Origin of the sequence: Thioalkalivibrio sp. ALE20 (assembly GCF_000381405.1) — a bacterium.
In the GTDB taxonomy this organism is placed as follows: Bacteria; Pseudomonadota; Gammaproteobacteria; order Ectothiorhodospirales; family Ectothiorhodospiraceae; genus Thioalkalivibrio.
In genome coordinates, this window is sequence record NZ_KB906479.1 from 37280 (window position 1) to 61977 (window position 24698).

General features: G+C 65.4%; 27 protein-coding genes and 1 tRNA gene. 15 read left to right on the forward strand and 13 right to left on the reverse strand.

Translation table 11 applies throughout. From position 1 onward, the window contains the following. Window positions 1-79 precede the first annotated feature (79 nt). The gene (gene purU, locus F790_RS0111585; RefSeq protein ID WP_019591751.1) at window positions 80-946 is read left to right on the forward strand and encodes a formyltetrahydrofolate deformylase; all 867 of its coding nucleotides are present in this window, start codon (window positions 80-82) and stop codon (window positions 944-946) included. 10 nt (window positions 947-956) lie between these two features. Here purU and F790_RS0111590 read toward each other — a convergent pair whose 3' ends face one another. After that, window positions 957-4157 carry a DUF3427 domain-containing protein gene (locus F790_RS0111590; protein ID WP_019591752.1) on the reverse strand — a complete coding sequence of 1067 codons (3201 nt, stop codon included), beginning with the start codon at window positions 4155-4157 and terminating at the stop codon, window positions 957-959. Beyond that, window positions 4154-4567, reverse strand: coding sequence for a (deoxy)nucleoside triphosphate pyrophosphohydrolase (locus F790_RS0111595; protein WP_019591753.1), 414 nt, complete (start codon window positions 4565-4567; stop codon window positions 4154-4156). The genes F790_RS0111590 and F790_RS0111595 overlap by 4 nt, the downstream gene beginning before the upstream one ends. A 1113-nt stretch (window positions 4568-5680) precedes the next feature. On the opposite strand from F790_RS0111595, the gene F790_RS0111600 reads away from it, so the two are divergent. The 3 genes from F790_RS0111600 (at window position 5681) to F790_RS0111605 (ending at window position 9586) form a co-directional block, all read left to right on the forward strand. Further along, window positions 5681-6514: a hypothetical protein gene (locus tag F790_RS0111600; RefSeq protein ID WP_019591754.1), complete on the forward strand. Its 834-nt coding sequence runs from the start codon at window positions 5681-5683 to the stop codon at window positions 6512-6514. 92 nt (window positions 6515-6606) lie between these two features. After that, on the forward strand, window positions 6607-7500 hold the full coding sequence (locus F790_RS14540; protein WP_156824332.1) for a hypothetical protein: 894 nt from the start codon (window positions 6607-6609) through the stop codon (window positions 7498-7500). A 280-nt stretch (window positions 7501-7780) separates the two neighbouring features. Continuing rightward, window positions 7781-9586 (forward strand): DEAD/DEAH box helicase, encoded by a 1806-nt coding sequence (locus F790_RS0111605; protein ID WP_019591755.1) that lies wholly within the window; start codon window positions 7781-7783, stop codon window positions 9584-9586. Between the two features lie 35 nt (window positions 9587-9621). Here the strand turns inward: F790_RS0111605 and F790_RS0111610 are convergent, their stop codons facing one another. Continuing rightward, on the reverse strand, window positions 9622-10068 hold the full coding sequence (locus F790_RS0111610) for a type II toxin-antitoxin system HicB family antitoxin (RefSeq protein WP_019583292.1): 447 nt from the start codon (window positions 10066-10068) through the stop codon (window positions 9622-9624). 475 nt (window positions 10069-10543) lie between these two features. Here F790_RS0111610 and F790_RS0111620 point away from each other — a divergent pair, with 475 nt between their 5' ends. Continuing rightward, complete coding sequence (locus F790_RS0111620) at window positions 10544-10864, forward strand: hypothetical protein (protein ID WP_019589846.1); 321 nt, start codon at window positions 10544-10546, stop codon at window positions 10862-10864. Between the two features lie 24 nt (window positions 10865-10888). Here the strand turns inward: F790_RS0111620 and def are convergent, their stop codons facing one another. Next, entirely contained in the window at window positions 10889-11425 is a 537-nt protein-coding gene (def, locus tag F790_RS0111625) for a peptide deformylase (protein ID WP_026332945.1), read from the reverse strand. Window positions 11426-11496: 71 nt separating this feature from the next. On the opposite strand from def, the gene F790_RS0111630 reads away from it, so the two are divergent. From F790_RS0111630 to F790_RS0111640, 3 genes are all read left to right on the forward strand, one after another. Beyond that, window positions 11497-12129 (forward strand): DUF429 domain-containing protein, encoded by a 633-nt coding sequence (locus F790_RS0111630; protein ID WP_019591757.1) that lies wholly within the window; start codon window positions 11497-11499, stop codon window positions 12127-12129. A 274-nt stretch (window positions 12130-12403) separates the two neighbouring features. Further along, complete coding sequence (locus F790_RS0111635; protein WP_019591758.1) at window positions 12404-12664, forward strand: type II toxin-antitoxin system Phd/YefM family antitoxin; 261 nt, start codon at window positions 12404-12406, stop codon at window positions 12662-12664. Then, on the forward strand, window positions 12657-12920 hold the full coding sequence (locus tag F790_RS0111640) for a Txe/YoeB family addiction module toxin (protein ID WP_019021529.1): 264 nt from the start codon (window positions 12657-12659) through the stop codon (window positions 12918-12920). Before F790_RS0111635 ends, F790_RS0111640 begins: the two co-directional genes overlap by 8 nt. 74 nt (window positions 12921-12994) lie before the next feature. On the opposite strand, the gene F790_RS0111645 is transcribed toward F790_RS0111640, so the two are convergent. The 5 genes from F790_RS0111645 to moaC all read right to left on the reverse strand — a co-directional run bounded on the left by F790_RS0111645 (window position 12995) and on the right by moaC (window position 17355). Continuing rightward, window positions 12995-13070 (reverse strand) — tRNA-Phe (locus F790_RS0111645). 93 nt (window positions 13071-13163) lie between these two features. Further along, the gene (locus tag F790_RS0111650) at window positions 13164-13439 is read right to left on the reverse strand and encodes an oxidative damage protection protein (RefSeq protein WP_019591759.1); all 276 of its coding nucleotides are present in this window, start codon (window positions 13437-13439) and stop codon (window positions 13164-13166) included. After that, window positions 13423-14478, reverse strand: coding sequence for an A/G-specific adenine glycosylase (gene mutY / locus F790_RS0111655; protein WP_019591760.1), 1056 nt, complete (start codon window positions 14476-14478; stop codon window positions 13423-13425). The genes F790_RS0111650 and mutY overlap by 17 nt, the downstream gene beginning before the upstream one ends. A 97-nt stretch (window positions 14479-14575) precedes the next feature. Beyond that, complete coding sequence (locus F790_RS0111660) at window positions 14576-16864, reverse strand: AsmA family protein (protein ID WP_019591761.1); 2289 nt, start codon at window positions 16862-16864, stop codon at window positions 14576-14578. Then, window positions 16861-17355 (reverse strand): cyclic pyranopterin monophosphate synthase MoaC, encoded by a 495-nt coding sequence (moaC, locus tag F790_RS0111665; RefSeq protein WP_019570599.1) that lies wholly within the window; start codon window positions 17353-17355, stop codon window positions 16861-16863. Before moaC ends, F790_RS0111660 begins: the two co-directional genes overlap by 4 nt. Before the next feature lie 43 nt (window positions 17356-17398). Here moaC and moaD point away from each other — a divergent pair, with 43 nt between their 5' ends. Continuing rightward, complete coding sequence (gene moaD / locus F790_RS0111670; RefSeq protein WP_019021532.1) at window positions 17399-17632, forward strand: molybdopterin converting factor subunit 1; 234 nt, start codon at window positions 17399-17401, stop codon at window positions 17630-17632. 2 nt (window positions 17633-17634) lie between these two features. Beyond that, entirely contained in the window at window positions 17635-18069 is a 435-nt protein-coding gene (locus F790_RS0111675; RefSeq protein ID WP_019591762.1) for a molybdenum cofactor biosynthesis protein MoaE, read from the forward strand. 26 nt (window positions 18070-18095) lie between these two features. On the opposite strand, the gene F790_RS0111680 is transcribed toward F790_RS0111675, so the two are convergent. The 3 genes from F790_RS0111680 to F790_RS0111690 all read right to left on the reverse strand — a co-directional run bounded on the left by F790_RS0111680 (window position 18096) and on the right by F790_RS0111690 (window position 20220). Further along, the gene (locus F790_RS0111680; RefSeq protein WP_019591763.1) at window positions 18096-19022 is read right to left on the reverse strand and encodes a DnaJ C-terminal domain-containing protein; all 927 of its coding nucleotides are present in this window, start codon (window positions 19020-19022) and stop codon (window positions 18096-18098) included. 206 nt (window positions 19023-19228) lie between these two features. Beyond that, window positions 19229-19648, reverse strand: coding sequence for an Hsp20/alpha crystallin family protein (locus tag F790_RS0111685; protein ID WP_019591764.1), 420 nt, complete (start codon window positions 19646-19648; stop codon window positions 19229-19231). A gap of 350 nt (window positions 19649-19998) precedes the next feature. Further along, a complete protein-coding gene (locus tag F790_RS0111690) occupies window positions 19999-20220 on the reverse strand; it encodes a DUF2835 family protein (protein ID WP_018869008.1) in 222 nt (73 codons plus the stop codon). Window positions 20221-20336: 116 nt separating this feature from the next. Here F790_RS0111690 and rph point away from each other — a divergent pair, with 116 nt between their 5' ends. The 5 genes from rph to F790_RS0111715 are packed head-to-tail and all read left to right on the forward strand — an operon-like array spanning window position 20337 to window position 23327. After that, a complete protein-coding gene (rph, locus tag F790_RS0111695) occupies window positions 20337-21056 on the forward strand; it encodes a ribonuclease PH (RefSeq protein ID WP_019570602.1) in 720 nt (239 codons plus the stop codon). 5 nt (window positions 21057-21061) lie between these two features. Continuing rightward, window positions 21062-21676 (forward strand): RdgB/HAM1 family non-canonical purine NTP pyrophosphatase, encoded by a 615-nt coding sequence (gene rdgB / locus F790_RS0111700; RefSeq protein WP_019591765.1) that lies wholly within the window; start codon window positions 21062-21064, stop codon window positions 21674-21676. A 21-nt stretch (window positions 21677-21697) separates the two neighbouring features. Then, the gene (gene hemW, locus F790_RS0111705) at window positions 21698-22885 is read left to right on the forward strand and encodes a radical SAM family heme chaperone HemW (protein ID WP_019570604.1); all 1188 of its coding nucleotides are present in this window, start codon (window positions 21698-21700) and stop codon (window positions 22883-22885) included. Beyond that, window positions 22882-23079, forward strand: a complete 198-nt coding sequence (locus F790_RS0111710; protein WP_018869012.1) for a CPXCG motif-containing cysteine-rich protein — start codon at window positions 22882-22884, stop codon at window positions 23077-23079. Before hemW ends, F790_RS0111710 begins: the two co-directional genes overlap by 4 nt. Further along, window positions 23079-23327, forward strand: a complete 249-nt coding sequence (locus F790_RS0111715) for a hypothetical protein (protein WP_018869013.1) — start codon at window positions 23079-23081, stop codon at window positions 23325-23327. The genes F790_RS0111710 and F790_RS0111715 overlap by 1 nt, the downstream gene beginning before the upstream one ends. Window positions 23328-23355: 28 nt before the next feature. Here F790_RS0111715 and rho read toward each other — a convergent pair whose 3' ends face one another. Beyond that, the gene (rho, locus tag F790_RS0111720; RefSeq protein WP_018936924.1) at window positions 23356-24615 is read right to left on the reverse strand and encodes a transcription termination factor Rho; all 1260 of its coding nucleotides are present in this window, start codon (window positions 24613-24615) and stop codon (window positions 23356-23358) included. Window positions 24616-24698: the final 83 nt, after the last annotated feature.

A 24698-nucleotide genomic window follows, 5' to 3' on the forward strand; every position in this document is an offset into this window, starting at 1 on the left:
AGTCATTCCTGCCGGGTATCGGTCTCCCGGGCGCCCCGGTGTACCCTGACCGCTTCAATCTCCCCGGAATATCTCGACCATGACCGAAACCACGCCCGCGCGCCACGACTTCCGCCTCAGCATCGTCTGCCCCGACCAGCACGGCATCGTGGCCCGGGTGGCCGAGGCCATTGCCGGTACCGACGGCTGGATCACCGAAGCCGCCCAGCACACCGACGCCGAGGCCGGCTGGTTCTTCATGCGCTGGGTCTTCGCCCTCGACCCCGTGCGCGAGGGCGAACTGCGCGACCGCCTGCTGCATCTGGGCGAAGACATGCGCATGGACTGGGTGCTGGCCGACTCGTGCAGCCGCCAGCGCGTGGTGCTCATGGTCAGCCGCGAAGGCCACTGCCTCAGCGACCTGCTCGCCCGCTGGCACGCCGGCGAGCTGCCCATGGACATCCCCGCCATCCTCTCCAACCACACCGACCACGAACCCCTGGCGCGCTGCTACGGCATCCCGTTCGAGCACATCCCCGTCCCGCGCGACGATCGCGCGAGCGCCTTCGCTCGACTGCAGGAACGCCTCGACGACCTGCAGCCCGACACCGTGGTCCTCGCCCGCTACATGCAGATCCTCCCGCCGTGGATGTGCGAGCGCTACCCGCAGCGCATCATCAACATCCACCACAGCTTCCTGCCCTCGTTCTCCGGCGCGCGCCCCTACCACCAGGCGCACACCCGCGGGGTCAAGCTGATCGGCGCCACCAGCCACTACGTGACCGAAGAACTGGACGCCGGCCCCATCATCGAACAGGACGTGACCCGCGTACGCCACGACGACAGCGTGCAGGACATGATCCGCAAGGGCCGCGACGTGGAACGCTGGGTCCTCGCCCGCGGCCTGCGCTACCACCTCGAAGGCCGCGTGCTCACCCACGGCAACAAGACCGTCGTCTTTGACTGAGCGCTGAGCGCTATAGGACCGTGCGGCGGGCGAGGTGCAGGAGGCGGGCGGGCAGTTCGTAATCCAGCTCCCAGACGATGCTCATCGGCTTGCTGCCTTCATGGCGCTGGTAGCGCACCGGGCCGCAGAAGGTGAACGGTTGGCTCAGGCCGGTGGCGTCGCGCTTGGCGGGGCGTATGAACAGCATTGGGGTGTAGCCGAGTTGTTCGTGGTGGATGTAGCGCTGCCCGGTCTCCGAGGTGGGTGAGGTGCCGGACTGCGACTGCCAGTGGAACCGCCGCTCGTTGAGGGCGTAGTCCTCGTACATGGTGGTGGGGGAGAACTCCTGCTCGGATTTCTCCAGGGTCACGAACAGCGCATCCACTCGCCGTTCCGGCACATGCCGCACACCCTCCTGCTGAGTAATCGGCTTCTCCAGGCTCCCGAGGCCCAGCGCCAGCAGGATCTGTTCGCGGGTGTAGGACGCATGCAGTTCCAGCGGCCCCGTCTGCTCCGGGAAAGTGATGCCGCTGGCCGGCACCATGCGCTCGCGCCGCCATTCGGCGACCTCCTGAAGGTCCCGATACAGCGGGCGTTGTTCGCGGACGAAGCGGTCTACCGACGAGAGGTCGCCGTTCCCCGGGCGCGTCTTGCCCCATAGCGTGCTGTGGATCAGGGCCAGCCGGAGTCGTTCTTCCTCGCTGAGCTCATCCACGTTCGCCGCGGATTCCTCCAGATGGCTTTGCAGGGTTTCCAGCAACTGCTGGTCATCACAGCGGACCAGGCGTTGCAGCCCACGCTTGAGGCCGTTGGCATACGGCTGCAGTGCCTCGGTCGACTCCCCTCCGCAGTCCGCGCGCAGCCGTGACGGCAGATCCTTGCGCAGCAGGTCTTCGGCATCGTCCATATGCAGGCAGTCCAGCATCTTGGGCAGGCTGGCGGCGTCGATGTCCTCCTGGAAACACCCCTTCAGCTCGCGCACGATCTGCGGGCGCTGGCGGTTGATCTGCGCGCGGATGTTGTCGAGGACCCGCTGGGTGGCCAACCGGTCGAGATGGATCAGGCAGCCGCTGGGCAGCCAGGGGAAGCCTTCCTCGATCTGGTGATCCACCCGCTTCTCCGGCCGCGCGCTGAGCGCCCGGAACCGAGCGGCGTAGCGAAAGCGCCGGTCCTGCGGGGCCACGAAATCCAGCACCGTGAGGTGCGGCTTGCCTTCGTGCAGTCGCAGCCCGCGGCCGAGCTGCTGCAGGTAGACCGTCAGGCTCTCGGTCGGGCGCAGCAGCAACAGGGTGTCCACCTCGGGCAGATCCACGCCCTCGTTGTAGAGGTCCACGGTAAAGATGAAGCGGATGCGCCCCTCGCGCAGGTCGCGCTGCACCGATTCGCGCTCGTGGTCCGAGCTCTCGCCGGTCAGCGCCGCGCTGGGCACCTGCCTGGCCGAAAAATGCTCCGCCATGAACCGCGCGTGGGCGCGGCTGATGCAAAACCCCAGGCCCCGAACCGAGCCCAGGTCGGTCGCATGTTCATGGGCCTGCCGCAACACCCAGTCGGCCCGCGCCTGGTTGCCGGTGAACACGCCCTCCAGTTCTTGGGCGTCATAGCCCCCGCGCTGCCAGCTCACCCGGCTCAGGTCCACGGATTCGTGGTCGGCCACGCCGAAGTAATGGAACGGCACCAGCAGGCGCCGCTCGATCGCGTCCGGCAGGCGGATCTCATGCGTGTAACGCTGGCCGAAGTGCTGGCGGATGTCGTCGGCATCCGTGCGCTCCGGGGTCGCCGTCAGGCCCAGCAGGCACTTGGGTCGAACATGGTCGAGGATGCGTTGGTAGCTCCCGGCGGTACTGTGGTGTGCCTCATCCAGCACCACGTAATCGAAATGCGCCGGGTCGAGGCGATCGAGGTCCCGCGCATTCCAACTCTGCACGGTACAGAACAGGTGACGGTCCTGACTCGGGCGCGCCCCGCCCACCAGCACGTCACCAAACTCGTTGTCCTGCAGTACCTGACGGAAGCTGGCCATCGCCTGCCGCAGGATCTCCTCCCGGTGGGCGATGAACAGCAGCGACGGGCGCCCCTTGTCCGCCTGCTCGCGCGCAAACCGGCGATAGTCGAAGGCGGCGATCATGGTCTTGCCGGTCCCGGTGGCGGCGATCACCAGATGGCGGTCGATCCCTGAACGGCGCTCGCGCTGGATGTCCTCCAGGATCTCCTGTTGGAAGGCATACGGTCGCAGGTCGAAGAATGTCGCCGCGTCTTTCTGCGCCGCGGGCCCTGAACTGGCCTCCGATTCCAGCGCCTGTTGCAGGCGAGGCAGCTCTTCCGTGCTCAGGGGTTCAAACTCGGCCGGGTCTGCCCAGTGCGCCTCGAACGAAGCCTCGATCTGGCGCCACATATGCGGCAGCTCGTATTCGCTGACCTTGGCCGTCCACTCCAGCCCCTCATCCATCGCCACGCGCGAGACATTCGCCGAGCCGATGTAGGCACTGCCAAACCCCGTATTCCGATGGAACAGGTAGGCCTTGGCGTGCAGGCGCGTGCGGTGCGTGTCGTACGAGACCCGGATCTCGGTGTTCGGCAGGCCCAGCAGAAACTCGATCGCCTTGAGATCGGTGGCCCCGAGGTATGAGGTCGTCGCGATCCGCAGCCTGGGCGAGCCATCGGCCGTCGGGGTCTCGGTAACGCGCTTGAGCGTCTCGCGCAGGGCGCGAATCCCGCTCCACTTGATGAACGACACCAGCCAATCAGCCCGCTCCGCACTGGCCAGCTCCTTCTCGATCTGCGTGACCAGGCTCGGTGTGCGATCGGATCCGGTGAGCAGGCTGGATAGAGCCAGCGGAACATCCGGCCGCGGTGTCTCCTGCCGCCCCAGCTGCTCGGCGGTCGGAGAGCGCACCTCCAAGAGTTGCCGAAACGGCCGCTGTGGCAGGTCCTCCTCGATGCCCGACAGCGGATGCCCCGCCGCCGCCAGCGAATCCGCCAGGATCTGCACGGCCCGGGTCCAGTCTTCATGCCCCTTCTCGCGCAGTTCCCCGGCGCGCTCGGCGAGGCGCTGGGCCAGTTCGGCCGCCAGGGTCATGGCCAGATCGTCGCCTTCCAGCCCCTGGCTCCAGCGGGCATGGTCCTCCAGCCCCAGGGCTTCCAGCGCTTGCCGTACCCGCGGCGTATCCAGCCGTTCATGCAGGCCGACCCATTCGGCCCCGGGCAGGGACTTGGCGGCGCTATCCCGGCTCATACGGAACGCCCTGCAACAAAGGCTTCGAGCAACGGGATGTCCGCGGGCGCGAGTTCGAGCCCGCGCGCCTCCGCCGGCGACACCCAGCACCAGCGATCGTGCACCGTCAGCACCGGGCTCTCGTCGTCCGTCCACGCCCGCAGCGCCACCAGCTCAAGGCCCCCATGACCCGGAATCGGCGTGCGCCCAATCTCCTCCCCCACCCGGAGCTCCATCGCCAGCTCTTCCCGAAATTCACGGCACAACGCAGCCTCCAGGCTCTCGCCCGGCTCCGCCTTGCCACCGGGGAACTCCCAATGCCCCGCCAGCGCCTGATCGGCCCCGCGCCGCGCCAGAAAGATCCGCCCCTGTGCATCCTCCAGAATGCCGCAGACCACCACCGCCTGATTCGCTTCTATGAGCGTTTCCAACACCGGCTCCCGATTCGCCTCTGGCCGGATCGTACCAGGGAACGCCGCCACCGCTCCCGCCGGAGGCTGGTTTCTCGGGCCACGCGTGGTGTCCCTCCCGTCACGCCACACCGGGATAACGGTGTTATACCGATTCTGTATAGCACCGCGCTCTGTCACGCTCGTGCCGCCGACCCCTCGTCTCGACCCGAACCAGTCCACCCGCAAGCCTTTAACGTCGGCCCCTGCATCCCGCCTATGTTGGATCGCCGGGCCGATGTAAGCCTTTGACTAAGCTCCAAAGATTCTTCGTCACAGTGGGCCGGACGCCCTGCCCCTCGACGCGACGCACACTACCATGATAAAAGCATGGTTTAGCTGTGGTGGTGTGCCGCCGCGAGGAGAACGCCGGGATGATATGCAGAATCTGTATATCACCAATATGACAGATTCTGTCTAATCTACTGTTAAGCGTCAAAGAGTCTGGGGCAGGTTGATAAATGATGAGGCATCTAGTCACGCTAGCCGAGATTAGCTTCGAATTTGGGCTGATCGGCATAGATGAATTTCAGGAAAGAATCGAGGTCGCTAGATGGGTTGCCAGCGACGATTCGAGCATTCCCGACCCTCGGGCTCCAATGGTAGAAGCTGAAACGGTTGAAGATAAACTAGAATCGGAGCACGAGGTGCTAAGGGTTCGAGTCAAGGAAGAGCCAGAAGAGCCGGGTTGGCTGGAGCTTCTATTCGACGGAAAGTGGTATTTTACGATATCAGATCCGGATCCATACCCATCTACTCCTCATGGACACTTGAGTAGCCCGAACCAAGCGTGGCCAAAATTGAATCCATACACGGGTCGCGCATTTAAGAAGAAGCACCATGAAGACGTATCGCTGAGATTGTCAAAGATCAAGATGAGACAGCTGTGGCGAGACCCAAAGTTTCGAAGCTTTTGTCGGGACCACATACTTTGGTACATGGAAGAGCATCCACATCATGTGTTTCGGGTGAGATACCCTCTTCGGTTTCCACGATGGTGATGCGCTTAACAACAGCGTCAACGCGGACCGCTTTTCCGCTGGCGCTCCAAAGCCGTCCGGTTACGCTGGGCGTTATGCGTAGGAGAAAGAATAGGTGATTCCAAAGAAGCTCCATGGGCAGATTCTAGCTTCGACAAAGAGGGATCTACAGGACGAAGAACTTTCGCGCGAAGCGCTCGAACGGGTGATTGCGTCCTACCCCGAGCGGATGCCCCTTCACCAACGGCACGACCTCAGCCGAGATACGATTGGTTCAATCGAGAATCTCAGAGTGGAGGCGGATCCAGAGGCCTTAGGGCACTACGTAATTAAAGGCGATATCGAGATCAAAGATGGTGCCCTCGATCCTGACTTAAGCGGGTTTAGCATATCGTTTCTCGAGAAAATTCAATCTAATGCTGAGTCTCCCTTGCATTATGTCTTTCTCCCGTACCCCCTGTACCGGGATTCTGAACTTGTCCAGTCGTTCCTGGATGATGATGAGAGCGTTTATGTAGGGAAGTTCGTCAAGAAGCAGGTCGATCCACTCCTGATCGGTCTAATCGGTACCGGGATTGCGCTGGCCTTGGGGCCAGAGTGGGATATCCAGTATCGACAGCGAGTTCGGCCCGCGATCCTGAAGGTCATTTCATGGCTGCCCACGCTGGCACAGAGAAACGCGTCCGCCGACCTCGCGCAACACGTTATAGGGAAGCGTGGGGAGGAGGTTCAGCTGATTCTGATCCCTGAGCGGGGCGCCGAAGAATCGTGTTTATCGCCGGAACGGGTGGAGCGGGTTATGGGATCCGCTAAGCGCTTTCTTGACGAAGACGAGAAATCGCAGATGGTCGGCGTGCGTAGGATTAAGTTCCTTTGGGATCCCGCCTCGTCCGCTTACAAGCTCGCGCATGTCGAGTACCTCGATGGAAGCGATTGCTATCACGCATAACAAGGCGTTCCAGGACGACGCCACAACCGCGCGGCGGTTGTGGCGCGCCTGAACGCTAGCGTTCGGCTACATAAAACAATAAGATACCAATCATGCGTTTTGAAGACTATTCGCAGTATATAAGCAACTTTTCTCACTTAGATAGAAAGCTTGGGAACGAAAAGGACATCTCTGGTTATTACTCAAAATGGATGGCGAAATATTCTAGTGTGTTTAAGAACTGCAAGGCACGGACGACCATTGATTGGGATGTGCGAACAAGCAAGTCGCTAAAAGAGGTGTTTACGTCTGCATCGTTCTACAAGGAGTCGCAGCTCGCCAAGGATTATAATTCGTGGTCCGCTTTCTATTTTCTGTCATATTACTCTCTGTTTCACGCGCTGCTGGCAAATGTTTATCTATTGCCAGAGGAGCGATTAGAGTCGTTGTCGGAGATCACGCATTCAAAGTTGATTAACGTGTTCCACGCAACATTCTCGGCTGCTAAGCCATATGTCGTAAACGGAAAGATTAAGGAATTATTTGAAGTACTCAGATATGCCCGAGAATATTACTCGTACCACATGCCGTTCAATGACTTCCTTTATAGCCACAAAGAAATCAACAGGCCAGACCTCAGGTTGCCATACTTTCTTAGATGTTGTTTTCAATTGGCAAGCCTTCATTCCGAAATGATCGAAAAGGCATTTCAGAAGCATGGGAAGGTTGTTAGAGGCGCTGCTCAGCTTCATCGGTACAAAAAAGAGACATTCATGCGCGCTCATTCACGAGTGCATCCCCTTACCGGTGAGTATATTCTTGATCCTTCCGACGAGTTTCGAATAAGAGAACTGATTGCGGCCAGCGGGCCGACCTCGTTCGTGATAAATCTTGAGCATTATTGTGATGAATTTCGGAGCTATGTAGGGGACAGGAGTGAATCCAGAGAGCATCCACAAGTTTCACAGCAGGAAATATATTCGTTTGTCTATAACGCAATCCAATAGAGCACCATCTTTCGAAATGGGGTCGAGAGGTGTTTGTTCAGGCATGCTAGATAATATCGGCTTGACGTAGGCTTTCGTCAGTACAGGGCGCGGAGCAATGATGCAAGGAAAACGAGGAGTCAGCCGAGTGGCGGAGGCAGATGAGGAAAGCCGAACCATGCGTTTAACCCGACCAACCTCCGCTACGCTCCGGTTGGCGGGTTAACGCAACGTTATCCGTACAAGTAGGTTCTGGAGAATGACCACGCTAATACCTTCGCTGAACAGCTGCCTGCCGCGGATGACGTCGGGCGAGAAGCGCTTTGCGCGGCGCCTGGAGCAGTTCCTGGAGGATGACTACCTGTGCTGGTACGACGTACCGGTGGGCGGGCGGTCGGAGCATCCGGATTTCATCGTGCTGCATCCGCAGCGTGGGCTGCTGATCCTGGAGGTGAAGGACTGGCGGCTGGAGACCATCCGGCAGATCGATCGCCAGGAGGCGACCATCCTGACGGACCGGGGCCTGAAGGTGGTGCCCAACCCGCTGGAGCAGGCGCGCCAGTATGCCTATCAGGTCATCAAGCCACTGGAGCGCGATCCGCAGCTGGTGCATCCGCCGGGGTCTTCGCTGCAGGGCCGGTTGATGCTGCCGTTCGGGCACGGGGTGGTGCTGGCCAATATTACCCGCGCGCAGTTCGAGCAGCAGGAGCTGGGCGAGGTGATTCCGGCCAATCGGGTCATCTGTCGCGACGAGATGACGGAGTCCCAGGATCCGGAGGATTTCCAGAAGCGGCTGTGGGACATGTTCACCGTGCAGTTCCCGCACCGGTTGTCGCTGCCGCAGATCGACCGCATCCGCGGCCATCTGTTCCCCGAGATCCGCATCCGCCAGGGCAGCCTGTTCGACGATGCGCCCGACGCGGACGAGACCGAATCCCCGGCCGAAGTGCTCCCGGACCTGATGCGGGTGATGGACCTGCAGCAGGAGCAGCTGGCGCGCAGCCTGGGAACCGGGCACCGGGTGATCCATGGCACGGCCGGGGCGGGCAAGACGCTGATCCTGGTCTACCGCTGCCTGCATCTGGCGCGGGCGCTGCGCAAGCCGATCCTGGTGCTGTGCTACAACCGCACCCTGGCCGACCGCCTGCAGGCCATCCTGGCGGAGAAGGGCGCGGGCGATCAGGTGGTGGTGTACAACTTCCACCGCTGGTGCCACGCGCAGCTGCGCACCTACAACGTGCCGCCACCGCCGAATAACACGGACAAGCGGGCCTTCTTCGACCAGCTGGTGCAGCAGGTGATCGACGGCGTCGACCAGGGGCAGATCCCCGGCGGGCAGTACGGCGCGGTGATGATCGACGAGGGCCACGACTTCGAGCCGCGCTGGTTCCGGCTGGCCACGCAGATGGTCGACCCGGACACCAACTCGGTGCTCGTGCTGTACGACGACGCCCAGTCGATCTACGGCCGCAGCCAGAGCCGGTTCAGCTTCTCGAGCGTGGGCGTGGAGGCCCGCGGGCGCACCACCATCCTGCGGGTGAATTACCGCAACACCCGCCAGGTGCTGGACCTGGCCACCCGTTTCGCCCGCGAACTGCTGGACCCGCAGGAGGCCGAGGAAGACGGCATTCCGCTGGTGCCGCCGGAAAGCGCGGGCCGCGAAGGCCCGGAGCCCGCGATCATCCCCCTGCCCGCCCAGCCGCAGGAGATCGAATACATCGCCGGGCACTTCAAGCGGCTGCACGAACAGGGTCGCCCCTGGAGCGAGATGGCCGTGCTGCACCGCCGCGTGCCCGCCGCCGGCAAGATCCGCGCGGTGTTCGAGCGCGCGGGCATCCCGCTGGAAAACCTCGGGGACCGCAATCGCCAGAAGTCGGCCACCCCGGCCGACACGGTCAAGATGGTGACCATGCACTCCAGCAAGGGCCTGGAGTTTCCCGTGGTGGCCCTGACCGGCCTGGGCGAGATGGACACCGCCGAGGAGCGCGAGGCCGAAGAGGCCCGCCTGCTCTACGTGGCCATGACCCGGGCCATGGACGAACTGATCGTCACCGGCCCGTCACAGTCTCCCTTCCTCCGTCGCATCGGCGAGGCCGCGCAGGCCTGAACCCGCGGGCCCGGGCGGGCGCTGGCGGTTACCCTCTATGCTGCGACGGGTTTAAAGGGGCGAGCATCCTCCACGACGAGACCATGCCCCAGGCTGGCGATCGCGGCGTGGACCGCCTCGATCCTGGAGCGGTGATCCACGTCGATTAGCCGCCGGATCGCACCCTCATGGCTGCCCATTCGGCGTGCCAGTTCCGAGTTGCTGACCCCTTCCGCCCGCATGGCGACCCGGAGCGCGAGTTTGGCGGCGATCAGGGGCGACACCGGCGCGATGGCCTCGCCCGGTTCTGGGTCGGTGGGGGAGGGGATGGGGCGCCCCTCCATGACGTAGCCAGCGAGCGCCGCGCCCAGGGCCTCGCCCATTTCGCGCAGCGCCTCCTCTTGAGATTCCCCGTCCGTCAGGGCCTCGGGCACGTCCCGGCACGTCGCCAGGTAGTGGCCGCCTTCGTCGCGTTCGAGTTGTACGGGGTATGCGTAGCGCAAGGCTCTGTCCTCAAATGTCGTTCGGGCCGGTTTTCTTTCCCAGCTTCTGCAGCCGCTTCAGGTATTCGTTTCCATTCATGTTGCGGCCCACTAATCCCTTGCCCATAGACTCGTACATTTGTGTACGAGTCGTCAAGCTGTTGTGTAGCTGATGCTCGGTCCGGGCTCCAGTTTTTCAACGTAGTCAGGGACCTACGGCTCTCCATGCGCGTGGGCGGGCCCTTGAACCGACGTCCTGGACCGCCAAATAGCTTGATCGGGAGCGAGAACTTCGGGGGCAATTGCCGCTTGCCCTGCGGTGTGCCACCTGTTGAAGGAGTCCACCAAACGGTAATGGACCACACGAATCCTTCCCCATCGCCGCCGGGGTCACCTTTGACCGCCTCGTGGACGGCGTCTAGCGTCAAAGGAGAGGGGCAGGGAACGGCTCCGCGAAACCCGTTGCAACCTCGCGGAATCGCGAAGGAGGCACACCATGCGCAGCGTAGACAACATGCCGGCCCTGGACTGGGAAAACGGCAGGAACGCCATGCGGGCGAAGTTCCAGGTGATGCACGAAGAACCGGTGGTGCTGAAGATGCCTGCCGACATGGACTGGTCGGTGAACGGGGGCGAGTTCGGCTGCACGCTGGACGACGGCGGCATGCCGCGTGACTGTGAGGGCGGCAGCCTGCTGCATCGTCTGGCGGAGCTCAATGACATGCCGGCGCTGGAGGACATCGCGAAGGCCTGCGACTACTCCAGTTCCCGCGTGGACATCGACGCCGCCGGCTCCCGCATCATCGTGCACGACTGACCGGCCCTGTGCCGGGCGTGAGCCCTATGCTTCTGCGTGGAACTCGCGGTATTCCTCGAGGAAGGCGAGGCGGGTGGTGTCGGTCACCCGGTCGATGAACAGGGTGCCCTCGAGGTGGTCGATCTCATGCTGGAACACGGTGGCGAGGAAGCCTTCGGGTTCCAGGCGGCGGGGCGTGCCGTCGGGCTCGTGGTAGTCGACGGCGATGTGGCGCGGCCGGGCGACTTCGCCGCGCAGGCCGGGCACGGACAGGCAGCCTTCCCAGTAGCGTTGCGGCGTCGGGTCCAGCACGGTGACCACCGGGTTCACCAGCACCAGGCGGCCGGTGGGTACGGCATCGGGGTAGCGCGTGTTGCCGGGCTGAATCTCGATCACGGCCACGCGCCGGGTGTCGCCGATCTGGGCGGCGGCGAGGCCGAGCCCTTCGCTGGCGTGCATGGTCTCCACCAGGTCGTCCACCAGGGCGTGCAGCCCGGGGCTGCCGAAGTCGCTATCGGCCACCGGGTCGCAGACGCGACGCAGGTCGGGGTGCCCCATACGCAGAATACGACGAACGCTCATGGCATCGATGGTGCCACAGCGTAGAAGAACGTTCGCAGCCCGGCGCGTTCGAAGCCGGCCAGGGGAGATGCATGGGGCAGTGGATCATCGGGGTGGATCTGTCCGGGCCCGGAAGTGCCGGGCAGACGTCCGTGGCCGTGTTCGCTGAACGGGACGGGGCGCTCCGGCTGCGGGAGCTGCTTGCGGGGGCGGACGATCAGGCGATCCTGGACCGTGTGCCGGCCGCGGCGGTGGTGGGGCTGGACGCCCCGCTGTCGTACTCGCCCACCGGGGGCAGTCGCACGTCCGATCAGTCCCTGCGCCGCCTGGCGGTGGAGTGCGGCCTGCCGGCCGGCACCGTGATGGCGCCTTCCGCGCCGCGCATGAGCTACCTGACGCTGCGCGGTGTCGCGGTCAGCCGTATGCTCGCCTCCGAGCGCCCGGATGCCCGCGTGGCGGAGGTACATCCCACGGTGGCCATGGCGCTGGGCGGCGCTTCGGTCGAGAGCCTGAAGGCGATGAAGCACGCGGCGGACGCGCGACGGGAACTGCTGGCCTGGCTGGATCGGCAGGGTCTGAACGGGGTGCTCGATCTCGCCGATGCCAGCGACCATTCGGTTGCCGCCTGCGCCGCGGCATGGGCCGCCTGGCAGTGGAGCCGGGGCCGTTCCTCATGGATTCACCCGGCCGAGCCACCGGAACACCCGTACGATTTCGCCTGTTGAGTTTGTGGCTCAGCGCATGGTGGACGGACGTGGGCTGGTCAACGCGCCAGCGATCTGAATGCGCGCCTCGGACGGTTTGCCCCCGCTGCCAACGGCGGTGGCCTTCAGCCTGAAGGGTGGCGTGGGACGGTCAACCACGCTGGCGGCCCGGGCCCATCGTCTACAGAAGTGCAAACGGAGCTTCCCGGCGAGTCGATGCCGTGGTCTGTCCCGTAAATTGTACATGTAGGCTGCTCGCTCTATACTTGTACGGGTTAATGTACAGGAGGGCACCATGAAGATTGTGTCATTCACTGAGGCTCGCAACGGCCTCAAAGCCGTACTCGATGGCGTGGTCGATGATGCCGACACCACGGTGATCACGCGCCGCGATTCGGAAGACGCCGTGGTGATGTCGCTGGATTACTACAACAGCCTGATGGAGACCGTGCATCTTCTGCGTTCCCCGGCGAATGCCGAGCATCTCAACAAGTCCATTGCGCAATACAAGGCAGGAAAGGCCGCCGAGCGAGAGCTGGTAGACGGGGATGAGTAGTCGGCTCCTTTGCTGGACGGACGAAGCATGGAACGACTACATCTACTGGCAAGCCCAGGACCGGAAGACCCTCAGGCGGATCAACAAGTTGATCGCGGAGGTGAAGCGGTCACCGCTGGAAGGCATTGGCAAGCCGGAACCTCTCAAGGAGAACCTGGCTGGTTTCTGGTCGCGCCGTATTGATGACACCCATCGCCTGGTCTATGCCGTGGACGGTTCGTCCATCACCGTCATCTCCTGCAGATACCACTATTGAGCGCGATAGATACGACCGCTGGCCCTCGCCGAACGGGGCATGCGGACGCGAGAAGACGATTGCGGAAAGGGAAATGGTGGCCGGGGACGGAATCGAACCGCCGACACGGGGATTTTCAATCCCCTGCTCTACCGACTGAGCTACCCGGCCAGTACTGACTTGTTGCGGGGTTCGCCGCGAGGCGAAGGGCAGTATTAAAGCGGTCCGGGGCGCTCACGTCAAGGGCGCGCCCCGGGGCCGGCTTCAGGACTGGTTGGGGTCGACGAAGCCTTCGGGCTTTTCGGAACCGTCGCCGAACAGGAACTTCTCCATTTCCTCTTCCAGGAACTTGCGCGCCTTGGGGTCCACCGGGGTCAGGCGATACTCGTTGATGAGCATGGTCTGGTGGCTCAGCCAGGCGTTCCAGGCTTCCTTGGAGACGTTGAGGTAGATCTTCTTGCCCATCTCGCCCGGGTAGGGCGGGTAGTCCAGGCCTTCGGCCTCTTTGCCGAGTTTTACGCAGTTAACGGTTCGTGCCATGGCCGGAATCCTTTTCGCTTTGCAGTAAGCCTTGTATGGGGGCCGGGATGCCTGCCGGCCGCGACTGGCCCGGTTTATACCAGATCACCCCGGGGGCATCCATGATCCCGCACTCGCCCGCCGGGAGCCGGTAGCGCTGCACGCGCAGGTCGAGCTGGTAGTGGCTGAAGCCGTGGCTCAGGGCGTCGCCTTCCAGCGCCTCGGCGTGTGGCCAGTGGGTGCGCACCCAGGCTTCCATGTGCTCCGGGTCTTCGGCCTCGGGCAGGGTGTACAGCCCGCCCCAGATGCCGCTGGGCGGGCGTTGTTCCAGGTAGATGCCTTCGGGGGCGTGCAGCAGGGCGGCCCAGCGCGTGCGTGTCGGGCGTTGGCGCTTCGGCCGCGGGTGCGGCAGCTCGGCGGTGCGGTCCTGCAGGCGGGCGCCGCAGTCTTCGGCCACGGGACAGGCGGCGCAGTCGGGGCGGCTGCGGGTGCACACCAGGGCGCCCAGATCCATGATCGCCTGGGTGTAGTCGGCGCAGCGGCTGGCGGGGGTGCGGGCCTCGGCCTCGCGCCACAGGGTTTTCTGGCTGGCGGTGCTGCCGGGCCAGCCGTCCACCGCGGCGTGGCGGGCGAGTACGCGCTTGGCGTTGCCGTCGAGGATGGCCTCGGGGGCGTCGTGTGCCTGGGCGAGGATGGCGGCGGCGGTGGAGCGGCCGATGCCGGGCAGGGCCTCCAGCGCCACGCGTTCGCGCGGGAAATGGCCGTCGTGGTCTTCCACGATGGTCCGGGCGCAGCGGTGCAGGTTGCGGGCACGGGCGTAATAGCCCAGGCCCGCCCACAGGGCGAGGACGTCGTCCACGGGGGCGGCCGCCAGGCTCTGCACGTCCGGGAAGCGCGCGGTGAAGCGCTCGAAATACGGGATGACGGTCTCGACCCGGGTCTGCTGCAGCATGATCTCGGAGACCCATACGCGGTAGGGCGTGCGCGGGTGCTGCCAGGGGAGGTCGTGACGGCCGTGGTGGTCGAACCAGTCCAGCAGGCGTTGGGCGAAGGGTTGCATGATGGCGGGGAGGAGGCGCCGACGCCCGGGGCGATGTGCCCGGGCGTCGGTGTTCGTGGTCGGGTTGAACGAGTGCGGGTGACCCGGGTTCCCCGGTTTACTCGAGGAGTTCCCGCATGCGGTCTTCCGCTTCCTGCTCGAGGCTGCGTTCGGCCTCTTCGTCTTCCTCGTCTTCCTCGTCTGCCTCGTCTTCGTCAGCTTCTTCGACTTGTTCGTCGTTTGCTTCTTCCTCGTCCGCTTCGTCGCGCGAGACGCCGAGGCGCTCCATCAGGCGGCGGGTGGCCTCGTCGCGCAGTTCGTCCTCGTCCACGCCCAGCTCTTCGGCGGCGCGTTCACGCAGGATGGACTCGAGGTCGAGGCGGAAGCTGGGGTCGTCGAACGTGCCGCTGATGCGGATCGGCAGGCGGACGCCGCGCAGGTCTTCCAGCGAACGTCCGCCCTGGCCTTCCAGGGTGCCGACGAGGGTCGTGTCCACGCGGTAGTCCAGCGACTCGTCGTTGAGGTCGGCCGAGCCCTGGCCGCGGACGCGCAGCAGCGGGGAGTTGCCTTCCAGGTCGTTGTTGGAGACCACGCCGTTCTCGATGTCGAAACTGCCGGAGATCTCGCTGAAGTCCGTCTGCCGCGGCTCGTCCGACTCGTATTCACGGCCGCGGATGCGGGCCTCCGCGCGGCGGATGATGTCGGCGACATTGATGCCGCGCACCGCGCCGTCCTCGAAGCGCATGTCGCCGTCGCCGTTGAGGTTGGCTCGCAGGTCGGACAGCGCCTCGCCGTGCGTGGTGATATCGAGTGTGAGGTTGCCGGTGCCCAGCAGCATGGCGTCGTCACCCTGCAGGTCGTCCAGCAGGGCGCCGATGTCCAGACCGGTCAGGTCGGTGGTGAGGCCGTAGCGCGGCTGGCTGCCCGAGGCGTCCAGCTGGATGCGGCTGGTCAGTTCGCCGTCGTAGCCGGTGGCGGACAGCGGGTCGATCACCCAGTCGCCGCCGCGCGCCCGGATGTCCAGCGCGATGTCGCGCAGTTCCAGGCCCATCAGGATCAGGCGACCATCGAGGGCCAGGCTGCCGTCCACGTCGACGGAACGCAGGGCTTCCATCGGCAGTTCGACCCGCAGCTCCTCGGCTTCTTCCTCGTCGGGGGTGCCGTTGGCTTCGCCGGTGCGCGCCTCTTCGACCTCCGGCGGGAGGTAGCGGTCGACGTTGAGCTCGTTGCCGCGCAGGTCGAAACCGAAATGCGGCCGCTCGCCGGTGGTGTCCAGCGTGGCGTCACCGCTGAGGGTCGTGTCGTCGAGGGTGAACAAGAACGGCGACAGTTCCAGGTTGCCCGGCGTACCGGCCGCGGAAAGGTCGAACGCGACCCGTTGCAGGGCATCCGGATCCGCGGTGGCCGGGGCTTCCAGCCCCAGATCGTCCATGACCGAGCGCAGGTTGAAGGTGTTGGAGCGCAGTTCGCCACGCATCTGGGGCTGGTCGCCCTGCAGGTTACCCAGTTCGGCGAACCCGGTGAGGGTCACCCTGGAGGCCTCCACCGTCAGGCGCTCCATGCGCAGGCGGGTGTCGTCTTCGTCCACCTCCAGCGCCACGTCGCTGCGGAAGATGACGGTCATCGGCTGCGGCACCGGGCCGCCTTCCACGTCGAGGTTCAGGTCCAGACGACGCACTGCATAGCGATTGTTCAGCAGGTCGAGGTTGACCAGTCCGGTCAGGTCCATGGTGGTGCTGAGCGGCTGCTCCAGCGCGCCGCCCTCGGCCTCCAGCGCGGCGGACATTTCCAGCCGGGTCTCCACGCCGGGCTGGAAGCGGCCCACCTGCAGGCTGAACGGGTCCAGCACGGCACGCATCCCGGTCTCGCGGTCGTCCCACACCACGCGGGCGTTGGTCAGGCTGACGCCGGCGATATCGATCCGTTCCATGGCCAGGCGCGATTCGGTGGCGGTGCGTTCTTCTTCTTCGTTGCCGGTCACGGCCTCGTCACGGGCCTCGTCGGCGCGGGCAGCGAGGTCGTCCCAGTTGTTGCGGCCGTCCTCGTCGCGCGCCAGGTTCAGGCGCACGCCGTCGCCTTCAACCCGTTGCACTTCCAGCTCGCGGCGCAGCAGCGGCATGACCGCGACGGCCACGTCCACCACGTCGAGCTCGGCGAAGGATTCGTCACCGAAGCCTTCCGCGTTGCCCAGGCGCACCTCTTCCAGGCGCAGGCCGAGACTGGGGAACAGGGTCAGGCTGACATCGCCGGCCAGCTCCAGCTCGCGCCCGGTGTGTTCGTACACCTCGGCCTCGATGCGCTCCTTGTAGTCGTTGGCGTCGAACGTCACCAGCAGATACGCGGCGACGACGATCACCACGAGGATCAGGATGCCGATCAGGCCAAACAGGCGCTTGATCCATTTCATGTTCGGGAATCTCCTTGCGGGTCGGGGGCCTTCCAGCTGCCGCTGCGACCGCCGTGTTTTTCCAGAAGCCGGACCGTTTCCAGCACCATGCCCCGGTCAACGGCCTTGCACATATCGTAGATGGTCAGAAGGGCGGTGGAGACCGCAGTCAGGGCCTCCATCTCCACGCCGGTAACTGCATGAACCTCGCAGGTGGCCCGGGCCACCACCGCGTCATCTTCCAGATCGAATTCGACCGCCACGCGGCTGAGTCCGATGGGATGGCACAGCGGGATCAGGTCCCCGGTACGCTTGGCCCCCATGATACCGGCGATGCGGGCAATGCCCAGAACATCCCCTTTGGAATGATTGCCTTCGCGGACCTTCTGCAGGGTCTCCGGCTGCATGCGGATGCGGCCTTCGGCGATGGCCACGCGGTGGGAGACGGCCTTGTCGCCGACATCGACCATGTGGGCATGGCCGTGGGCGTCAAAATGAGTGAAGTCGGTCATGCGGCTATAATGCTTGTTTGAAAGCCACACGTGTAGGGGCTGCATGGCGGTAAAAGTGCTGTATTTCGCGCGCTTGCGCGAAGAACTGGGCCGTGAGGGCGACCGGGCCGAACTCCCGGCCGAGGGTTTTACCGTGGCCGGCCTGTGGGAGCACCTGCATGGCGAACCCCCGCCGCAGCGGCTGATGAGCGCGGTCAATCAGACCCGCGCCGATCTCGAAACCCCGGTGCGGGATGGCGACGAGGTGGCCTTCTTCCCGCCGGTGACCGGGGGCTGAGCATGACCGTGACCATCCACTCCGAGGATTTCGACCCCTGGGACGTGCTGCGCGCGGCGGAGCAGGACATCCCCGCCGAGGCCCGCGGGGCGGCCAGCGTGTTCGTCGGCCGCATGCGCGATTTCAACGAGGACGAGGCCGTGACCGGGCTGTTCCTGGAGCATTATCCGGGCATGACCGAGCAGGAGCTGGAGCGCATCGTGGAGGCCGCGCAGCAGCGCTGGCCCCTGCTGGGCGTGCATGTTGCGCACCGCGTGGGCGAGGTGCGGCCGGGCGATGCGCTGGTGCTGGTGGCGACCTGGTCGGCGCACCGCGCGGCCGCCCGCGATGCCTGCAGCGACATCCTGGAGCGGCTCAAGCACGAGGCCCCGTTCTGGAAGCGCGAGCGCCTGGCCGACGGCAGCAGCCGCTGGGTGGAGCGCAACACGCCCGGCTGAATCCCGCGCGTCGCGCGCGAGGGGGATCAGCCGTCCAGCAGCTCGCGCGGGTTGAAGCTGGATGACTCCGCCATCTTTTCATACCAGTCGCCGGCTTCGTCTTCCGGCGGCACGTGGATCATCAGCCGCAGATACAGATCGCCCGGGGTCTTGCCGGGCAGACCCTTGCCCTTCAGGCGCACCTGCTTGCCCGACTGCGAGCCCTTCGGCACCTTCAGGTTGACCGGTCCGTGCGGGGTGGGCGCCTCGATCGTGGCGCCCAGCGCGGCCTCCCACGGGGTGATCGGGATGTCGCGGTACAGGTCGCGCCCTTCCACCCGGTAGTTGGGGTCCGGCTTGATGCGGATCTCCAGCAGCAGGTCGCCCGGGGCGCCGTTGCCCACGCCGGGGTCGCCCTGGCCGCGTACCCGGACCCGCGAGCCGTCCTTGGCGCCGGCGGGGATGCGCACGCGCTGCGGGCGCCCGCGCGGGTCGGTCACCGACAGCTCGGCGCCGTGCATGGCCTGTTCGAGGGTCACTTCCACCGCGTCTTCGCGGTCGGCACCACGCACGTCGAAGCCGCGCCGGCGACCGCCGCCGCCCATGCCGCCGCCGCCAAAGATCGACTCGAAGAAGTCGGAGAAGCCGCCGAAATCGGCCCCGCCGGCACCCGGTCCGGCGCCCCGTGCGCGGCCGCCGGCACCCGCACCGGTCCAGCCGTCCCAGCCCGGCGGCGGACGGAAGTCCTGCCCCTGGCGCCAGTTGGCGCCCAGCTGGTCGTAGGCCTTGCGCTTTTCCGGGTCCCCGAGGGCCTCGTAGGCCTCGTTGACTTCCTTGATGCGCGTCTCGGCCTGCGGGTCGTCACTGACGTCGGGGTGGTACTTGCGCGCCAGCTTGCGATAGGCCTTCTTGATGTCGTCCTGGCTGGCGTTGCGGTCCACGCCCAGGATCTTGTAGTAATCCTTGTATTCCATCTCCTGCCTCGAGTCGGAACCCTTTCGGCGACCGGCGAAGCCGGTGTGTATGCGTTCGCGTTCGGGTACCACCCGAATCCCGGGCCATCATACCCGGGATTCGGGTGCTACCGGCACCAATCAAAAGGCGCTGCCCGCTCGCGCCGGCAGCGCCCGCTGGAAGGCTCGCGCCCCGGCCGTGGCCGGGGACGCTGCCGGGCTGCGGATCAGCTCTCGATCTCGATCCGGCGCGGCTGCACCCTAGCCTGCTTGGGAATGCGAACCTCCAGCACGCCGTTCTGGCTGCGCGCGGAGATGTTCTCCGCATCGGCGGTGTCCGGCAGCGAGAAGCGGCGGAAGAAGGTGCCACGCATGCGCTCCACGCGCTTGTAGCCTTCCTTCTCTTCTGCGTTTCCGTACTTGCGTTCGCCACGCAGGGTCAGCACGCCGTTTTCCATGTGGAGCTCGATGTCCTTCGGGTCCACGCCGGGTACGTCGGCATGCAGCACGTAGGCATCGTCCTCCTCGCGGATATCCACCGCAGGGCTCCAGTCGGCCGCGCTCACCGAGTCCTCGTCGCCGGGTACGTCGGGCAGGCGGCCGAGTTCACGCGAGAGCTGGTCAAGGAAACACTGATCAATGTACACGTTCGCGCTCGAGTCGCTTTTGCGTGCGAACAAGGCGCGGCGACCGCCGTGCAGTCATTCTGCACAAGGGAGTCGCAACGACGTGCGCGCGCAAAAGTGGCCGAGCCCCTTCGGGGTTGGCACCCCAGGTTCCCCGATCCTGCGTTGCGGCCCTTGCCGGTAGAACCACTACCGGCTGCGCATCGCGCCTTGTCTCGGAAAACCTGGGGTGCCAACGCGAACGTGTACATTGATCAGTGTTTCCTTAAGCAGGCTCCAGGGTTCGTAACGCATCATGTTCATGGCAATCCCCTCCTTCATCGGGTGTCTTGTTGACTCAGTAATCGAAGTAGGGGCGTTCCGGGGAGATTTCAAGCCAGGCGGCGAAAATCGCGCAGGCGGTAGTCATTTTCGGTAACCAGTTCGAAAAGGCCGTGGATTCCGTCGTGGGTCATGTACGGGCGCAGCAGCCGCGCCGGGAACTGCACGCTGACCCCCGCTTCGGAGATCGCGAATACGGTGGTGGAGCGCCCGGAATAGTACTGCTCCATCATGTCCGGGGAGATGTCGAGGCGGATGCGGAAACGCTGCATGGCGGGTCAGTCCGATGGGGCGGAGCGCGCGGGGCAGGATCGGCCGGGTGGGGGTGGCCCCGCGACCCCCGGTCTACCGTATACTGCGCGGCTGAATAATCTAGCAAGGAATCGCCATGCGCCCCAGCGGCCGACAGCCCGACGAGATGCGTCCGGTCAGTTTTACCCGGCACTTCACCCGCCACGCCGAAGGTTCGGTGCTGGTGGAGTTCGGTGACACCCGGGTGCTGTGCAATGCCACCATCGAGCCCCGCGTGCCGCCCTGGCTCAAGGGCAAGGGCAAGGGCTGGGTCACCGCCGAGTACAGCATGCTGCCGCGTTCCACCCATGACCGCATGGCGCGCGAGGCGGCCCGCGGCAAGCTGGGCGGACGGACCATGGAGATCCAGCGCCTGATCGGTCGCGCCCTGCGCGCGGTGGTCGACATGGAAGCGCTGGGCGAGCGCCAGATCATTGTCGACTGCGACGTGATCCAGGCCGACGGCGGCACGCGCACGGCCTCGATCAGTGGTGCCTTCGTGGCCCTGCGCGACGCGGTGGCGCACGGGCGCGAGATCGGCCTGCTGAAGAAGGATCCGCTGCACGGACATCTCGCGGCGGTGTCCGTGGGGATCTTCCAGGGAACGCCGGTGCTGGACCTCGACTACGACGAGGACTCCGCGGCCGAGACCGATCTGAACCTGGTGATGAACGAGGCCGGCGGGGTGATCGAGATCCAGGGCACGGCCGAGGGCCATGCCTTCCGCCGCGACGAACTGGACAGCATGCTGGATCTGGGCGAGAAGGGTGTGAGTACCATCATCGACGCGCAACGCGCGGTCCTGGGCGAGGGCTGAGCGGAATGGCGGCGCAGCGCGTGGTCCTGGCGACCGGCAACCCGGGCAAGCGGAGCGAGCTGGCGGCGCTGCTGGAGCCGCTGGGTATGGATGTGGTCACGCAGGCCGAGCTGGACGTGCCGGAGGCCGAGGAGACCGGTCTGACCTTCGTCGAGAACGCGCTGCTGAAGGCACGCAACGCGGCCCGGCACACCGGGCTGGCGGCGGTGGCCGACGATTCGGGGCTGGAGGTGGATGCCCTGGGCGGCGAGCCGGGTATCTATTCCTCGCGCTATGCCGGGGAGAGCGGTGACGGCGCCGATGCCGCCAACAACGCGAAGCTGCTGGACGCGCTGGCGGACGTGCCGCCGGAGCGTCGCGGCGCCGGCTTCCGCGCGGTGGTGGTGTTCCTGCGCCACGCCGATGACCCGGCCCCGCTGATCGCCGAGGGCGTGTGGCGCGGGCGCATCGCCACGGCACCGTCCGGCGATGGCGGGTTCGGCTACGACCCGCTGTTCGAGCTGCCGGAGCACGGCTGCACCTCGGCCGAGCTGGAGCCGAGCGAGAAGAATCGTCTGAGTCATCGCGGCCGGGCGCTGGAGAAACTGGCCCGGGCCCTGCGGGAACGTGCCGGGAGCTGAGCCGGGGGCTATGCTCCCGGCATGACCCCGAGCTTCGATACCCCGATCCCGCTGGCGCTGTACGTCCACCTGCCGTGGTGCGTGCGCAAGTGCCCGTACTGCGATTTCAACTCCCACGAACCCCGTGGCGGCGAGCCCCCGTTCGCCGACTACGTGGCCGCGCTGCTGCAGGATCTGGAGGCGCAGCTGCCCGAGGTCTGGGGGCGGCGCATCGAGAGCGTGTTCATCGGCGGCGGCACGCCCAGCCTGTTCCCGCCCGAGGCGATGGCGGAGCTGATGTCCGGGTTGCGGGCGCTGCTGCCGCTGCGCCCGGACGTGGAGATCACCCTGGAGGCGAATCCCGGCACCGCCGATCGCGATTTCTTCCGTGGCTACCGCGAGGCCGGGATCAACCGGCTGTCGCTGGGGGTGCAGAGCTTCGACGGCGCGATGCTGCAGCGTCTCGGTCGCATCCACGGGCCGGAGGAGGCGGCCGCGGCGGTGGAACATGCCCGGGCGGCGGGTTTCGAGCGGATCAACCTGGATCTGATGTTCGGTCTGCCGGGGCAGACGGTGGCGCAGGGCATGGCGGATCTGGAGGCGGCGATCGCGCAGCAGCCGGAGCACATTTCCTGGTATCAGCTCACCCTGGAGCCCAATACGCTGTTCGCCGCGCGCCCGCCGGAGCTGCCGGAGGATGACACCGTGGCCGAACTTTTTGCCGCCGGAAGCTTGCGTCTCGCGGAGGCGGACTATACTCGCTACGAAGTGTCCGCTTACGCGAGGGCGGGTGAAGCGTGCCGGCACAACCTGAACTACTGGACCTTCGGGGACTACCTCGGCATTGGTGCCGGTGCCCACGGCAAGCTGACGCAGGTCCACGACGGCTCCATCATCCGCCGCGTGCGACCGCGCCAGCCGCAGGCCTACCTCGCCGATCCGACCGGCGGGCGGGATACGCCGGTGGCACCCGGCGAGCGGCCGTTCGAGTTCATGCTGAACGCCCTGCGGCTGGTCGATGGCGTGCCCGAGGCGCGGTTCCGCGAGCGGACCGGGCTGCCCCTGGAGGCACTGGAGCCCGGGCTGGAGCGTGCGCGCCAGCGCGGCCTGATGGATCCCGCCGGAAGCGGCGTCCTGCGAACCACCACGGAGGGTCTGCAGTTTCTCAATGATGTCCTGGAGGGGTTTCTGCCGGAGGCTGCCAACGATGTCGAGGAGGTGTCGCGATGACCCGACCGATCGAATTCGTGGCGTTTGCTTGTCCCTGGTGCGGAGAACCGGGCGAGACGACGGTGGATGTGATGAGTGACGAGGATGAATGGGTAGAGGACTGTGGCGTGTGCTGCTCGCCCATCGTGTTCCGTCACCTGACGACCACCGAGGATGATATCCCCGTGGTCGATGCCCAGAGGGAAGGTGGCTGATGGCCGCGGATTACGTCCCCATACCCTGCGCGCGCTACTCCGAGCTGGAGCTTTGCATCATGCACGGGGAGGCGCTGCGGATCCGCTGGCGCCATCGGGGCCTCGACGAGGTGGCGCGGGTGTGGCCGCTGGATCTGCGCACCCGCCGGGGCGCGGAGTATCTGATCCTGCGTGATGCCGAGGGCCGGCGCCAGTGGCGCCGGCTGGACCGTCTGCTGGAGTTCGCGCCGCTGGCGGCCGGCGCCTGAGCCCGGGCCGGGCCGTCAGGGCATCGCCTCAGGAGCGCTTCATCTGGTCGAAGAACTCGCTGTTGGTCTTCGACGACTGCATGCGTCCGAGCAGGAATTCCATCGCCTCGATGTCGTCCATGCCGTGCAGGAACTTCCGCAGGATCCACAGTTTCTGCAGTTCTTCCGGGTCGGTCAGCAGTTCCTCGCGGCGGGTGCCGGAGCGGTTGACGTTGATCGCCGGGTAGATCCGCTTTTCCGCGATGCGCCGCTCCAGGTGCACCTCCATGTTGCCGGTGCCCTTGAATTCCTCGTAGATCACCTCGTCCATCTTGGAACCGGTCTCGACCAGTGCGGTGGCGAGGATGGTCAGGCTGCCACCTTCCTCGACATTGCGCGCGGCACCGAAGAAACGCTTGGGGCGGTGCAGGGCGTTGGCGTCCACGCCGCCGGTGAGCACCTTGCCGGAGCTGGGCGCCACGGTGTTGTAGGCGCGTGCCAGGCGGGTGATGGAGTCCAGCAGAATCACCACGTCGCGCTTGTGCTCGACCAGACGCTTGGCCTTCTCGATGACCATCTCGGCCACCTGCACATGCCGCTGGGCCGGCTCGTCGAAGGTGGAGGAAACCACCTCGCCCTGCACCATGCGGTCCATCTCGGTGACTTCCTCGGGGCGTTCGTCCACCAGCAGGACGATCAGATAGCACTCGGGGTAATTGGTCGCGATGCTCTGGGCGATGTTCTGCAGCATCAGCGTCTTGCCCGCCTTGGGCGGCGAGACGACCAGGCCACGCTGGCCCTTGCCGAACGGCGCGACGATGTCGATGACGCGCGCGGTGATGTCCTCGGTGGAGCCGTTGCCGCGCTCCATGCGCATGCGGTGATTGGCATGCAGCGGCGTGAGGTTCTCGAACAGGACCTTGTGCTTGGCGTTTTCCGGTGGCTCGAAGTTGATTTCCGAGACCTTCAGCAGCGCGAAGTAGCGTTCGTTGTCCTTGGGCGGGCGGATCTTGCCGGCGACCGTGTCCCCGGTGCGCAGGCCGAAGCGGCGGATCTGGCTGGGCGAGACGTAGACGTCGTCGGGGCCGGCCTGGTAGGAGGCGTCCGGGCTGCGCAAAAAGCCGAAGCCGTCGGACAGGATCTCGAGTACGCCGTCGCCGTAAATGGCCTCGCCGCTTTTTGCATGGGATTTGAGCAGGGCGAAGATGATGTCCTGCTTGCGGGCGCGGGACATGTTCTCGATGCCCTGCTTTTCGGCGAGGCCAACGATGTCGGCGGCGGTCATCCGCTTCAGTTCGGTCAGATTCATGCGTGGGGCGCTGTGCTCAACGTGGATGATCGGCGACCGGGGGTGGTCGCTGGATTGCAAAGATGGACGGGGCAGGGGACGAC

What these genes read in the sequence shown, in the direction of transcription:
- purU (WP_019591751.1), top strand. Translation starts at nt 80, where the DNA reads ATGACCGAAACCACGCCCGCGCGCCACGACTTCCGCCTCAGCATCGTC.
- F790_RS0111590 (WP_019591752.1), bottom strand. Translation starts at nt 4,157, where the DNA reads ATGAGCCGGGATAGCGCCGCCAAGTCCCTGCCCGGGGCCGAATGGGTC.
- F790_RS14540 (WP_156824332.1), top strand. Translation starts at nt 6,607, where the DNA reads ATGCGTTTTGAAGACTATTCGCAGTATATAAGCAACTTTTCTCACTTA.
- F790_RS0111605 (WP_019591755.1), top strand. Translation starts at nt 7,781, where the DNA reads ATGACGTCGGGCGAGAAGCGCTTTGCGCGGCGCCTGGAGCAGTTCCTG.
- F790_RS0111620 (WP_019589846.1), top strand. Translation starts at nt 10,544, where the DNA reads ATGCGCAGCGTAGACAACATGCCGGCCCTGGACTGGGAAAACGGCAGG.
- def (WP_026332945.1), bottom strand. Translation starts at nt 11,425, where the DNA reads ATGAGCGTTCGTCGTATTCTGCGTATGGGGCACCCCGACCTGCGTCGC.
- F790_RS0111630 (WP_019591757.1), top strand. Translation starts at nt 11,497, where the DNA reads ATGGGGCAGTGGATCATCGGGGTGGATCTGTCCGGGCCCGGAAGTGCC.
- F790_RS0111635 (WP_019591758.1), top strand. Translation starts at nt 12,404, where the DNA reads ATGAAGATTGTGTCATTCACTGAGGCTCGCAACGGCCTCAAAGCCGTA.
- F790_RS0111640 (WP_019021529.1), top strand. Translation starts at nt 12,657, where the DNA reads ATGAGTAGTCGGCTCCTTTGCTGGACGGACGAAGCATGGAACGACTAC.
- F790_RS0111650 (WP_019591759.1), bottom strand. Translation starts at nt 13,439, where the DNA reads ATGGCACGAACCGTTAACTGCGTAAAACTCGGCAAAGAGGCCGAAGGC.
- mutY (WP_019591760.1), bottom strand. Translation starts at nt 14,478, where the DNA reads ATGCAACCCTTCGCCCAACGCCTGCTGGACTGGTTCGACCACCACGGC.
- F790_RS0111660 (WP_019591761.1), bottom strand. Translation starts at nt 16,864, where the DNA reads ATGAAATGGATCAAGCGCCTGTTTGGCCTGATCGGCATCCTGATCCTC.
- moaC (WP_019570599.1), bottom strand. Translation starts at nt 17,355, where the DNA reads ATGACCGACTTCACTCATTTTGACGCCCACGGCCATGCCCACATGGTC.
- moaD (WP_019021532.1), top strand. Translation starts at nt 17,399, where the DNA reads ATGGCGGTAAAAGTGCTGTATTTCGCGCGCTTGCGCGAAGAACTGGGC.
- F790_RS0111675 (WP_019591762.1), top strand. Translation starts at nt 17,635, where the DNA reads ATGACCGTGACCATCCACTCCGAGGATTTCGACCCCTGGGACGTGCTG.
- F790_RS0111680 (WP_019591763.1), bottom strand. Translation starts at nt 19,022, where the DNA reads ATGGAATACAAGGATTACTACAAGATCCTGGGCGTGGACCGCAACGCC.
- F790_RS0111690 (WP_018869008.1), bottom strand. Translation starts at nt 20,220, where the DNA reads ATGCAGCGTTTCCGCATCCGCCTCGACATCTCCCCGGACATGATGGAG.
- rph (WP_019570602.1), top strand. Translation starts at nt 20,337, where the DNA reads ATGCGCCCCAGCGGCCGACAGCCCGACGAGATGCGTCCGGTCAGTTTT.
- rdgB (WP_019591765.1), top strand. Translation starts at nt 21,062, where the DNA reads ATGGCGGCGCAGCGCGTGGTCCTGGCGACCGGCAACCCGGGCAAGCGG.
- hemW (WP_019570604.1), top strand. Translation starts at nt 21,698, where the DNA reads ATGACCCCGAGCTTCGATACCCCGATCCCGCTGGCGCTGTACGTCCAC.
- F790_RS0111710 (WP_018869012.1), top strand. Translation starts at nt 22,882, where the DNA reads ATGACCCGACCGATCGAATTCGTGGCGTTTGCTTGTCCCTGGTGCGGA.
- F790_RS0111715 (WP_018869013.1), top strand. Translation starts at nt 23,079, where the DNA reads ATGGCCGCGGATTACGTCCCCATACCCTGCGCGCGCTACTCCGAGCTG.
- rho (WP_018936924.1), bottom strand. Translation starts at nt 24,615, where the DNA reads ATGAATCTGACCGAACTGAAGCGGATGACCGCCGCCGACATCGTTGGC.